The sequence below is a fragment of the Devosia alba genome (genome assembly GCF_039938915.1).
GTDB lineage: Bacteria > Pseudomonadota > Alphaproteobacteria > Rhizobiales > Devosiaceae > Devosia > Devosia alba.
Genome location: NZ_JBDUUI010000007.1, coordinates 1 through 12,437 on the forward strand (window position 1 = coordinate 1; position 12,437 = coordinate 12,437).

Annotated in this window: 10 protein-coding genes; 8 read left to right on the forward strand and 2 right to left on the reverse strand. The window is 64.1% G+C overall.

Annotated elements, in window-relative coordinates:
• Window positions 1-437: 437 nt before the first annotated feature.
• Genes ABFY71_RS11440 through nagA form a run of 3 tightly spaced genes read left to right on the forward strand, consistent with a single transcriptional unit; the run spans window position 438 to window position 3,420 of the window.
• Complete coding sequence (locus ABFY71_RS11440) at window positions 438-1,226, forward strand: GntR family transcriptional regulator (protein WP_347946118.1); 789 nt, start codon at window positions 438-440, stop codon at window positions 1,224-1,226.
• Window positions 1,227-1,246: 20 nt separating this feature from the next.
• On the forward strand, window positions 1,247-2,257 hold the full coding sequence (locus ABFY71_RS11445; RefSeq protein ID WP_347946307.1) for an SIS domain-containing protein: 1,011 nt from the start codon (window positions 1,247-1,249) through the stop codon (window positions 2,255-2,257).
• Complete coding sequence (gene nagA / locus ABFY71_RS11450) at window positions 2,254-3,420, forward strand: N-acetylglucosamine-6-phosphate deacetylase (protein WP_347946119.1); 1,167 nt, start codon at window positions 2,254-2,256, stop codon at window positions 3,418-3,420. Before ABFY71_RS11445 ends, nagA begins: the two co-directional genes overlap by 4 nt.
• A 115-nt stretch (window positions 3,421-3,535) precedes the next feature.
• On the opposite strand, the gene ABFY71_RS11455 is transcribed toward nagA, so the two are convergent.
• Window positions 3,536-4,279, reverse strand: coding sequence for an SDR family oxidoreductase (locus tag ABFY71_RS11455; protein ID WP_347946120.1), 744 nt, complete (start codon window positions 4,277-4,279; stop codon window positions 3,536-3,538).
• A 424-nt stretch (window positions 4,280-4,703) separates the two neighbouring features.
• On the opposite strand from ABFY71_RS11455, the gene ABFY71_RS11460 reads away from it, so the two are divergent.
• The 3 genes from ABFY71_RS11460 (at window position 4,704) to ABFY71_RS11470 (ending at window position 9,749) form a co-directional block, all read left to right on the forward strand.
• Entirely contained in the window at window positions 4,704-6,104 is a 1,401-nt protein-coding gene (locus ABFY71_RS11460; RefSeq protein WP_347946121.1) for a hypothetical protein, read from the forward strand.
• 251 nt (window positions 6,105-6,355) lie between these two features.
• Window positions 6,356-9,043, forward strand: a complete 2,688-nt coding sequence (locus tag ABFY71_RS11465) for an OmpA family protein (protein ID WP_347946123.1) — start codon at window positions 6,356-6,358, stop codon at window positions 9,041-9,043.
• 148 nt (window positions 9,044-9,191) lie between these two features.
• On the forward strand, window positions 9,192-9,749 hold the full coding sequence (locus ABFY71_RS11470; RefSeq protein WP_347946124.1) for a hypothetical protein: 558 nt from the start codon (window positions 9,192-9,194) through the stop codon (window positions 9,747-9,749).
• A gap of 47 nt (window positions 9,750-9,796) precedes the next feature.
• On the opposite strand, the gene ABFY71_RS11475 is transcribed toward ABFY71_RS11470, so the two are convergent.
• Window positions 9,797-10,735 carry an alpha/beta hydrolase gene (locus ABFY71_RS11475; protein WP_347946125.1) on the reverse strand — a complete coding sequence of 313 codons (939 nt, stop codon included), beginning with the start codon at window positions 10,733-10,735 and terminating at the stop codon, window positions 9,797-9,799.
• A gap of 273 nt (window positions 10,736-11,008) precedes the next feature.
• Here ABFY71_RS11475 and dapA point away from each other — a divergent pair, with 273 nt between their 5' ends.
• Window positions 11,009-11,884 (forward strand): 4-hydroxy-tetrahydrodipicolinate synthase, encoded by an 876-nt coding sequence (dapA, locus tag ABFY71_RS11480; protein ID WP_305582588.1) that lies wholly within the window; start codon window positions 11,009-11,011, stop codon window positions 11,882-11,884.
• A gap of 5 nt (window positions 11,885-11,889) precedes the next feature.
• Window positions 11,890-12,387 carry an SsrA-binding protein SmpB gene (gene smpB / locus ABFY71_RS11485; protein WP_305582586.1) on the forward strand — a complete coding sequence of 166 codons (498 nt, stop codon included), beginning with the start codon at window positions 11,890-11,892 and terminating at the stop codon, window positions 12,385-12,387.
• Window positions 12,388-12,437: the final 50 nt, after the last annotated feature.

Below are 12,437 nucleotides of genomic sequence, written 5' to 3' on the forward strand. Positions count from 1 at the left end.
CGCCAGACTGGCCGCCGCCAGCCGCGCTGCCGCCGCGATTTCGCTGGCCGCGCCCTGAACGGCCCGGGCCGCCTCGACCTGTGCCGCTGCCAGAATCGCCAGCGCCTCGCTGTCAGCGCGGGTATCAAAGCCCGGGGCACTGGCATGGCTCATTTCGGTCTGCGGTGTGGTCATGGCGTTCTCCCCGTCGCCAGCGATAATGCCAAAAAAATACCACTTGTCCACCAAACCATCGCCATTCAGTCCGAAAGCCCCACCCCTGCCGTGGAAACCCCAATATGTTCAGGTGCGACCGGCGAATTCGCCCCGGCTGTGGATTGTCAGTTGGAAAATGGTATTTTATTGGTATTATACGATGAAGGGGCTGGCACCCGGCGAGCCAGACGCTAAACAGGGCTTGGCCGCACAGTGCCAGGCGTCAAGGGGCGAGGGGATAAGTGACGGATTTGTCGAACAGCTTCTTTGCCGACGGCCCGGTGCAACTGCCCGCCGGCGGCCCGCTCTATTTGCAGCTCAAGCGCTGGATCGAAGACGCCATCCATCGCGGTGCCATCAATCCCGGCGACGCGCTCCCCTCCGAACGCGATCTGGCAACCAGGGTGGACGTGTCCCGGGTGACCGTGCGCAAGGCCGTGCTGCATCTGGTCAAGGAGGGCGTGCTGGTGCAGCGCCATGGGTCGGGCACCTTCGTCGCGCCCTTGACCCAGCGCGTTGAACAATCGCTGTCCCAGCTGACCTCCTTTACCGAAGACATGGCGCGCCGTGGCATGGCGGTGCACGCCGAATGGCTCGATCGCGGCCTTTACGCGCCGTCGCCCGAAGAGACCGTCATTCTTGGCCTGTCATCTGACGACCTGGTCGCCCGCATCGCCCGCCTGCGCCTGACTGGGGATACGCCGCTGGCCATCGAACGCGCCAGCCTGTCGGCGCGCACGCTGCCCGATCCAGAGGCCATTGGCGATTCGCTCTATACCCATCTCGACAAGACCGGCAACCGCCCGACCCGGGCAATTCAGCGCATCCGCGCCGCCAATCTGGCTGAGGAGGATGCCCTCCTTCTCGAAGTGCCGGTCGGCTCGGCCGGTCTCAATATCGAGCGAACCTCCTATCTCGCCTCCGGGCGGGTCATCGAATTCACCCGCTCCATCTATCGGGGCGATACCTATGACTTTGTTGCCGAGCTCCGCATCGGCGAAGCGCCCACCATTGGAGGCAAAACGCCTTGAATCTGTCTGAACCGACCCATATGCGCCGCGAAATCGAGGAAATCCCCGCTCTTGTCGCTAATTTCCTTGATCGCAGTGGCCCCGTGCTGGACGCCACTGCCGCCGTGCTGCGCGCCCGCGATCCGGGCCTGGTGGCCACCGTGGCGCGCGGCTCGTCCGATCACGCCTGCGCCTATCTCAAATATGCCATTGAACTGACGCTGGGCCTGCCGGTGGCCTCGATCGGGCCATCGATTGCCTCGATCTATGGCAAAGATCTCAAGCTGGCCAACAGCGCCACGATCGCGGTTTCGCAATCGGGCAAGTCGCCCGACATTGTCGGCATGGCCGAGTCGGCGCGCCGCTCGGGCGCCATTTCCATTGCCATTACCAATACCGCCGGCTCGCCTCTGGCCGCCGCGTCAGATTTCACCATCGATGTGCATGCCGGGGTCGAGCAGAGCGTTGCCGCGACCAAGACCTTTGTCACCTCGGTGGTGGCCGGCCTGGCCCTGATTGCCCGCTGGAGCGGCGACCATGCGCTGACCGCCGCCGTCAGCGATCTGCCCGAGGCGTTGTCTCGCGCCGTTGCCTGCGACTGGTCGGCGATGCTCGCGGCCCTTGATGGCCACAACGCGCTCTATGTGCTCGGTCGCGGTCCCGGCCTGGCCATTGCCAATGAAGCGGCGCTGAAATTCAAGGAAACCTGCAATATCCAGGCCGAATCCTATAGCGCCGCCGAAGTGATGCATGGCCCCGTCGCCATCGTCACCCCGGGCTATGCCGTGCTGGGTCTGGCGGCGCGCGATGCAGCAGAAGGCTCCGTCGCCGCGATGACGCACAAGCTGGCCGGACAGGGCGCCCTGGCCTTCCTCACCAGCGATCAGGCCGGACCGGCCAACCGGCTGCCCTTCGCGGCGACCGGCCACCCGATCACCGACCCGCTGGCGCTGATTGTCTCCTTCTATGGGTTTGTTGAAGCGCTGTCGCGCCATCGGGGCTTTAATCCCGATCTGCCCGTTGCGCTCAAAAAGGTCACTGAAACGCTATGAGCGATCTCCTCGCCATTGCCGGCGCGCGCATCTTTGACGGACACGATTGGCATGACGATGCCGCGCTGCTGCTCGAATTCGGCATGGTGTCGGCCATTGTGCCGGCCAGCGCCGTGCCGGCCCATGCGGCAATGGTCCGCCTCGATGGCGGCAGCCTGGTGCCCGGCTTTGTCGATCTGCAGGTCAATGGCGGCGGCGGCGTATTGTTCAACAACGAGCCATCGCTGGCCGGCATCCGCACCATCTGCGCCGCGCATGCCCGGTTCGGCACCACGGCCCTGCTGCCGACCCTGATCAGCGATACGGTGGCGGTCAATATGGCCGCCATCGCCGCCGGTCAGGCTGCGGTGGCCCATGCGGTTCCCGGTTTCATCGGCCTGCACCTCGAAGGCCCCCATCTGGCGCTGGCCCGCAAGGGCACGCACGACCCGGCCTTGCTCCGGCCCATGGATGACAGCGATCTGGCGCGGCTGCGCGCGGCCCGCGATATCCTGCCCAATCTGCTGGTGACGGTGGCCCCCGAAGCCGTAACCCCGGCGCAGATCGCCGCCCTGCGCGAGGCGGGCATTGTCGTCAGCCTGGGCCATTCTGACGCCAGTTTTGAAATGGCGTCCGCGGCCTTCGCCGCTGGCGCCGGTATGACCACCCATCTGTTCAATGCCATGAGCCAGTTGGGCAACCGCGCCCCCGGCATGGTTGGCGCGACCCTGCACAACCCATCTATTCATGCCGGACTGATTGCCGACGGCATCCATGTCCACCCCGCCGCCATCCAGATCGCCCTGCAGGCCAAAATCGGCCCGGGCCGGCTCTTCCTCGTCACCGATGCCATGTCCCAGACCGGCACCGACCTCAAGGAGCTGACCCTTAATGGCCGCACCATTACCCGCTCAGCTGGTGCTCTGCGTCTGGCCGATGGCACGCTGGCCGGGGCCGATCTGGACATGATCGATGCCGTCATCTTCATGCACAGCACCATTGGCCTGCCCATTGAGGAGGCGATCCGCATGGCTTCGCTCTATCCGGCCCAGGCGCTGGGCATTGACGACAGCCACGGGCATCTGGCGCCTGGCGCCGTGGCCAGCTTCGTTCACCTGGGTGACGATCACGCCGTTCGCGCCACCTGGATCGGTGGCGCCCAGGTCTATCCGCGTCCGATATAGGGCATATTGGTCGCCATCACTGTCATGAACTGCACACTTCGACCCGTTCCGCAGGGCAAATCGCTCCGGTGGAGCGATTTGAGGAGAGAAGGCCTTGAGAGCTACGCTCGAATGGCTATCCGCGTCCGATATAGGGCATATTAGTCGCCATCACTGTCATGAACTGCACATTGGCGCTCAGCGGCAGCCCTGCCATATAGAGCAGGGCATCGACCACATGCTGCACGTCAAAGGTCGGTTCGGGCATCGTCGTGCCATTGGCCTGCAGCGATCCGGTATTCATCTGGCTGGTCATGTCGGTGGCCGCATTGCCGATATCGAGCTGGCCGCAGGCAATCGAGAACGCGCGCCCATCCAGCGAGATCGATTTGGTCAGGCCGGTAATGGCATGCTTGGAAGTGGTGTAGGACGCCGCCTCGGGGCGCGGGGTATGCGCCGAAATCGAACCATTGTTGATAATGCGCCCGCCCTGCGGGCTCTGGTCCCGCATTATGCGGAACGCCTCGCGCGCCACATAGAAGGCGCCGTTGAGATTGGTATTGATCATGTCCTGCCAGACCTGCACGTCCAGATCGCCAAACGACGTGGCGGGCGCAAACCGTCCGGCATTGTTGAACACCACGTCAACGCGGCCATAGGTGTCGCGCACCGTGGCGAAGAAATCGGCCACCGCGGCCGGATCGCCGACATCGCAGACGCCGGCATGGCCCCCGGTCGCCACGCGCACCGCTTCCAGTGCTTCCCGGCGCCGCCCGCAAATCGCCACGTCATAGCCTTGCGCGGCGAATCCCAGCGCCGCCGCCTTGCCAATCCCCGAGCCACCGCCGGTAATTACCGCGACTTTTCTGGTCTCTGTCATACTGCCTCCAAATGTGGCGCCGCGCCGCGCCAGCCGCTGATTTCGCCATATTGCCGCCACACCAGGGCGCGGCCATTTCCCGTGCTTGCCGCCCGCAATCTGCCATTCATGCCAGTGCCAGCCGGCAAAAGTCCCGGAAAACTGCGGAATTTAACGCTTGATTCAGTTCGGTTAACAAATGGTTTCCAGGTGTGTGCTGAATCTGCAACATCCGCATCCCAACCACGGTGCAGAGCTGCAAAACGGCCTTTGTGTGATTGCGTCGGCATTCACCATGCGTAGAGTGGGTCTTGCGAATCCATGCATGGGATCGTTTGTCGGTCGCAACGCGACGGCAACACACTGCACCACGAATAGTGTGGTCGCGTTTCGACAAACTGCCGGATAACCGGCACCAAGAATGACTGACTTTGGAGGTCAACCTATGAAACTCAAGAGCCTTATCCTCGGTTCTGTCGCTGCTGTCGGTCTCTCGACCGCTGGCTTTGCTGCCGATCTCGGCGTCCTCACCTCGCTGGACGTTTGCGACGACCTGGGCCTGTCCGGCCTGACGATCTCGTCCGACACCAACTGCCTGCAGATCTCGGGTAGCGTTGCCTACACGTTCGAAGCTGGCAAGTTCAGCGCCAGCCGCAACATCGCCAACACCTTCGTGTCCGGCAATACTCCAGCTGCTCCCGGGGTTGGTAACCTTGGTTCGAAAAAGAACGCTGATGGCGTTCGCAACATCGACGTTCCTGCCGCCAATGGCGATTGGGACTCGAAGGTCGAAACCTACCTGAAGTTCGTTGGAACTGCTTCGAGCGACTTCGGTCCTGCTCGCGTGGTGATCAACCTGCGCCAGCGTGACTACAAGCGCGTTCGCAACGGTGTTGTCGCTGTCAATGGCGATGAGCACGCACTGCGCGCACAGGATGCTTACGTTCAGATCGGCGACAGCACTGTCCTCAGCGCTGGTAAGAAGGGTTCGATCTTCAACGAAGGCGACGACGAGCCGTTCAACTTCACTGGCCTGTTCATGTCCGACGACGCCGACAAGGGCGTTTGGGAAGGTCCAGTATTCAAGGGTGGCCATGTCATCCAGCTCGAATCCTCGTTCGGCAACGGCGTGGTCGGCAAGATTGGTCTTGAAGCCCTCAATGAAACCGATGCCAACGCTGGCAGCCTGATCGGCGTGTTGGAATATGCTGGCGACGGCATCACTGCACACATCAGCGGCTCCATGGGCGGCCTGCTTGACGGCCAGCAGAACACTGGTGACGTCTATGGCGTTCACGCTGGCATCACCGGCACCTTCGATGCCTTCAAGCTGCGCGCAGCTCTGGCAGCTGGCGGCGGCTACAATCCAGCCGGCAACTGGTCGTACTGGAATGGCCTGGTTTCGGGCGAAGGCAACTTTGACATGTTCAAGGTCGCTCTCTCGGGTGAATTCGCTGGCGGCACTGCCATCGGCGGCGGCGCTCTCGACACCGACTACGGCTTCGGCGCCTCGATCGGCGCCAAGGTAACTGACGGCGTGGAAATTAACCTCGGCGGCCGTTACTTCAACGACGGTACCCCTGGTGTTGGCGATGGCTACCAGGTCGCTGCGCAGCTCGTTGCTGCTGTGACCGAGACCATCAAGATCACCGGTGAAGTTGGTGTCTATGGCCACGGCGAGAACGTTGCTCCGGTGGTTCCAGTCGCGGGTTCCTTCTCCGACGTGTACGGTTCGGCCGAACTGGCTTGGGCTCCAGGCGGTGGTTTCACCTCCTCGCTCGGCGCCAAGGTTCAGCAGAACGGCGCTTACAAGGTTACCTTCAAGGCAGCCAAGTCCTTCCAGTAATCTCTGGTTCGACCCACAATACGGAAAGGCCCGGCTCACGCCGGGCCTTTCTGCTGTCTGGACCAGCCTGGCGCCCGCGCTGATCCGTCCGGCTTGCTGATTCTGTGCACTGCCGACCGTTCGCGCATTACTCGTCGGCCCCGTTTCCAAAAATCCTTTGAAAACAATGGTTTACGCTCCCAATTTTCGTTCCCTCCGGCGCCGAAATGCACTAGCTTTGCAGCAAATGCGGCCAGTTCATCGGAGCGGGAATGATTAGGGACCTCCTCAAATGGGTGGCGCCGGGGCTTGTCACAATCCTGGCCGGAACAACGCTCACTCTGGCCATGAGCGCCCCCGATATCGCCCGCGATGTAGCCACGCAAACCACTGCCGCCATGCAGCGCGCCGGCTTTGACTGGGCCGAGTTGTCCTTTTCCATGCGCGATCTGACGCTGTCCGGCACCACCACCGATCAGCGCAATATCGAAGCCGCCCGCGAGCGCCTTGCGCGTATTGCTGGCCTGCGCAGCGTCGATACCAATGTGACGCTGGCCCCCATGGCCGCGCCCTATCGCCTGGAAGCGCGCCTCGCCGATGGAGAAATTGCGCTCACCGGCGGCGTTCCCGACCAGACCACTCGGCAAATGCTGCTGGCCCGCGCCGATCTGGAGCAGGGCGCGCTTGAATTGCGTTCCGGCATGCCGGAACGCCGGGCCTGGATTGCTGGTGCCCAGTTCGCCATCGATCAGCTGCGTTTTTTCGACCAGGGGCAAAGCACGCTGTCCGATCTGACACTCGATATCAGCGGCCGCGCCAAATCGGCCCGCGATTTTCGCGATCTGCTGATTGTGCTGCGGGCAGGGGCGCCGGCCGGGGTAACCCTGGGCGCTGTCGATATCACTCCGGCGCTGGTGTCGCCCTATCAATGGAGCGCCAGCTCGGACGGCAAACGCATCGAGATATCCGGCTATGTGCCCGACGAAACCCTCGCCGAGCGCTACCGCATGGCGGCAACAGGTGGACTTTCCGTCGCCACCGGTCTTGCACTAGGCTCGGGTGAGCCGGAAGATTTTGTTGATATATCGCAGCTGCTTATCGAGCAGCTCTCAACCCTTGAATACGGTACGGCCAGCATCATAGACGGGCAAAGCACGCTGACCGGTGCGCCACCGACCGAAGAGATCGCGCAGGCCGTGACCGACAATCTGGCGCCGGCCGGCTCGATTGTAACGCTCGAGCCGCCCCGCATTGCCGACTATTGGGTCAGTGCCACGCTGCAGCCTGGCGGCACGCTGGTGTTTGATGGCTATGCGCCCGATGCCGCGACGCGCGATGACCTGACGCAGCATCCCGGCGCCGACACGGCATGGCTGAAACTGGGGCGCGGCGCGCCCGAACGCTACCAGTCGGCAATGGATTTCGGTCTGGCCGCGCTGCAGCAGATGAGCGAAGGGCGTTTTGCCTTGCGTCAGAACGTGATGACGCTCAGCGGCGTCGCGCAGTCGAGCGAAGATTATTTGCGTCTGCTGACCGTTTTGGCCGAGGATGCGCCGCAGGGCCTGGTGCTGGCCCGCGCCGAAATTGCCCCGCCAGCGGCTTCGCCCTATCAGTGGTCGGCGATCAAGGCCCCATCGGGCGATTTGACGCTGTCGGGCATGGTGCCCAGCCCGGAGATCCGGTCGGCGCTACTGTCGGCCGCTGGTTCGTCCTCCAGCGCGACCCTGGCCTATGCCTCGGGTGAACCGCGCAATTTTATGGCCTCCGCCGAAACCGGCCTGGCCTTGCTGGCCTGGCTCGAGCAGGGCGAAGTCAGGTTTGACGGCAGCGGCTGGACCGTCACCGGGTCGGCCGGCTCGGCCATCGACAAGGCGGCGATCGAGGCCGATTTCGTGTCCCGCAAGCTGGCCGCTGCCGGGTGGTCGATGGCCATTGCCGCCGTGACGCCCACAGCGCCGGAGGCGCCCATGGCGTCGAGCGAGCCGGCAGTTCCCGCCGCCGCCGACCCCGTCCCCGCCGTGCCGGTCGCAGAGGACGCACCGCCACCTCCCGCTCCGGAGCCCGCCGCGCCGGCAGTCCCCACCGCCGAGAGTGACCCGGCAGGTCCAGCGTCTGCGCCCGCCGCACCTGTCGCGCCCGCGCCAGTGGCCGAGGCGCCTGAAGCGCCCGAACCGCCCGCAATCGATGCGACCTATGCGTTTTCGGCTGACCGTGCCGAGGATGGCGCCGTGATCCTGAGTGGGCAGGTGCCCAGCGATGCCGCCTTGCGCGACCTGCTCGCCATCACCGCTGCCGATACTGCGGCGGTCAGCATTGCCGACGGTGCGCCCGAGCAGTTCAAGGACAGTGCGGCTCTGGGGTTGCGGGCGCTGGCCCGCTTGCGCGCGGGGCAACTCGACTTTGCCGATGGCGCCTGGCGCCTGACCGGCACGGCAGACGATGCCAATGATCGCGATGCGGTTCTGGCGCTCATTGCGGCTGACCCGGCGGCTGAGTGGTCCTTCGCCGTCGATCTGCCGCCGGCCGCTGTGGCGGCCCCCGCGCCTGCGCCCCAGGCAGATGAACCCGCCGCGGCCAAGGTCGATATCGCCGCCTGCGCCGGTCCCATCTCCGATTTTACCGGACGGAACGCCATTCTGTTCCAGTCCGGCGCCGCGCTGATTGCGGCGGGTTCGGCGACCGCACTTGATGAACTGGCAATCCTGTTGGCGGCGTGCCCCGACGCGGTGATCCATGTCGAAGGCCACACCGATGCGGATGGTGATGCCAGGCTCAATCTCGGCCTGTCGGTTGCCCGGGCCGAAGCGGTGGTCAATGCCCTGGTCGAGCGCGGCATCAATCCGCAGCGGCTCTACGCCGTGGGCTATGGCGAGGCCAATCCGATTGCTGATAATGCAACCAGTGCCGGCAAGGCGCAGAATCGGCGCATTGTAGTGACGGTGAGCGATAGGCATTTTTGAGTCGTAACGCCGGGGGGAGAGCCGATGAGCTGGGATTCACTGCAGTTTCTGCTGGGCTATTACTGGCCCTATCTGCTGGTCGTGGCGCTGATCGGGCTGGCCGTCGGCTGGCGCAGCTTCAGCCCACCCAAAGCGTGATCATCCAGCCATGACCAATCTGGCCCATATCGCTGAAACGGCCCTGATGATGCTGGCGGCCTATCTGCTCGGCTGCGTCCTTGGCTATGCGGCCCGGCGCATTCTGTACGCTGGTCGCGGCACCCGCCAGGTCACCGCTGTCGCCGCGCCCCAAGCAGCGGCGGGCGCCGATGCGCCCTTGCGCTCGCGCCGCACCATGACGCCGGCGGCGCGGCTGGCCGCGTCAGTTGCCGACGAGCCAGCCCCGCCACGGGTCGCCGCACCTGCCGGCAAGCCCGCGCCAAAACCCAGACCCGCCGCCGCCAAATCTGCGCCCCCCAAGCCGGCATCAATGCCCACGCCTCGCGCCGGCGGCGCCGACAATCTCAAGCAGATCAAGGGGATCGGCCCCAAAATTGAGACATCGCTGAACGAGTTGGGCATCTATCATTTCGACCAGATCGCGGCCTGGTCCAAAGCCAATATCGACTGGATCGACAAGAAGCTGGCGCTCAAGGGGCGGATCGCCCGCGAGCGCTGGGTGGCGCAGGCCCGCGAACGCGCCAGCGCCGTCGAGCTCCGCGCCTAGACCGTTTTCAGCACAATCGGCGTCATTTTTGGCGGTGCCGGAATTGTCTAGGCGGCGCGCCCCAGCAGGCGCCTGCCGATGCTCGTGACGAAATCTGCCACTGCTTCAATCTCTTCATGCTGGTCAAACAGCGCCGGTGAGCCCTGGCCGGCAATCGTCAGCGCCGTGGCATCGGGGCGGCGACGCGCCATTTCCTCGAATGTTTCGCGGCGCAACTGGTCGGTCAGCTGCGTCCGCAGCAGCATCAGGGGCGCGCAGGTAAGGGCGTCAAACAGTGGCCATTGCGCCACCAGCACGTCGTCAAAATTGATCTCGGCCAGCGCGGCCAACAGGCGCGGATCGTAGAGGGGCAGGGCCCGGCCGCGCTTGTCGAGGTAATGGCTGCGCCCGATCAGTGCGTCCAGTTGCGGCTCGGGCAGGCCCGGATAGTCACCGCCCAGAATCCGGCGGAACCCCGTGCTCACCGCCTTGGCGCCGCGCAGCGCCTCGATATGCTCGAAATTGTGGCGCAGCCGGACCAGGCCGCGCGGGTCCGTCACCGGCCCGGCATCGAGCAGCACCGTGCCGGCCACCAGCAGCGGATGGGCGGCGGCGAAAGCCATTGCCACTTGCCCGCCATGGCCCTGACCCAGCAGCACGGCGCGTTCAATGCCCAGCGCCGCCAGGATGGCGGCCAGATCGCGCGCGTCGGTCAGCGAGTTGTAATCCTCCAGACGCCGGCGATTATCGGCCCGGCCACGGCCCGGCAGATCGAGCAGCACGAGCGGCCACGCGCCCTCATCGAGCCGGCGGAAATGGGCGGCAAAGGCGGTGAAGTCGCTCATATTGCGCTGATAGCCGGGAATGCAGACCACCGGCAGGCGCTGGCGCGACAAGGTGGCGGCCACATGCACTGCCGCGCGCACGCCTGCTTCCAGCGTCACATGGCGCACGGACAGATCGGCAAAGGCCGCGTGGTCGCTGGGCACGGTTCTCGGACGGGGCATGAAACGGGCACTCTTGCTGGGACACCACGCAGTGGTAGCACAGGATCAGTCCCATTCAATTGCCATCAGCCGCATGGCCGCCGACCCTTATCGCGCCCGGACCCGCAATCGGCCGGGCAAGGATCGAATTTGCGCGTTTGCGCCGCACAACTAGGCGTTGTGGAGTGATTTGATAAAAACTATGGTGCACCATCAAAAAACCGACGGGATCGCCGGTTCAAACCATCGGCTGCGGTACGACCGCGGCACGCCCAACTGAGGAATTTACGACAAATGCTGCGAGGATCGATACCGGCGCTCATCACTCCCATGCGCAACGGGGTCATCGATGAGAAAGCCTTCGCCAGCTTTGTCGAATGGCAGATCGAGCAGGGCAGCCATGGTCTGGTGCCCGTTGGCACCACCGGCGAAAGCCCCACCGTCAGCCACGAAGAGCATCGCCGCGTCGTCGAGATTGCGGTCGAGGTGGCCAATAAGCGCGTGCCGGTCATTGCCGGGGCAGGGTCCAACGCCACCGCCGAGGCCGTGTCGCTGGCCCGGTTTGCCGAAGATACCGGCGCCGATGCGGTGCTGTCCGTCGTGCCCTATTACAACAAGCCGAACCAGGAAGGGCTGTTCCAGCATTTCTCGGCGGTTGCCAGCGCTGTCGGCATTCCTGTCATCCTCTACAGCGTGCCCGGGCGCACCATTGTCGATCTGACCGTCGACACCATTGCCCGCCTGCACGAAGCCCACGCCAATATTATCGGCGTCAAGGATGCCACCGGCAGCATGGAACGCACCAGCATGCAGCGCAACAAGCTGGGGCCCGATTTCATCCTGCTTTCGGGCGATGACAGCACGGCCTTGGGCTTCAACGCCCATGGCGGCCATGGCTGCATTTCGGTCACCGCCAATATTGCCCCGCGTCTCTGCTCGCAAATGCAGGAATTGTCGTTGGCCGGCGATTTCGTCGGCGCCCGCGCCATCAACGACAAGCTGGCCTACCTGCACAAGGACCTGTTCATGGAGCCCAATCCGGCGCCGGCAAAGTACATTGCCAGCCGGCTCAACCTCTGTGCCAACGAGATGCGGCTGCCGCTGGTGCCGATCAGCAAGCCGACGCAGGACGCCATGGACTTTGCAATTGCCCATGCAGGTCTTATCTAACACCCATGGCCCCAAAGAACGACAAATCCAAAAACGGTGTGATCAGCCACGGTCTCGTGGCTGAAAATCGCCGTTCGCGCTACGATTACGCCATTGGCGAGACCATGGAGGCCGGCATTGTGCTGACCGGCACCGAGGTGAAATCGCTGCGCATGGGCAAAGCCCAGATCACCGAATCCTATGCGTCGCCCGAACGCGGCGAGCTCTGGCTGATCAACGCCCATATCCCTGAATACCTGCAGGCCAACCGCTTCAACCACGAAGAGAAGCGCCCGCGCAAACTGCTGGTGTCGCGCAAGCAGCTGGCCCAGCTCGATCAGGAAGTCTCGCGCGCCGGCAACACCATCGTGCCGCTCAAGCTGTATTTCAACGATCAGGGCTTCGCCAAGCTGCTGATCGGGGTCGGCAAGGGCAAGAAGAACTATGACAAGCGCGAAACCGAGCGCAATCGCGACTGGAACCGCGACAAGTCCCGCATCATGAAAGAGGGCGGGCGGGGCTAGTCAGCCAGACGCCGCCACGACCGCGTGGCGCAACGGGCCCACCCTGGTCT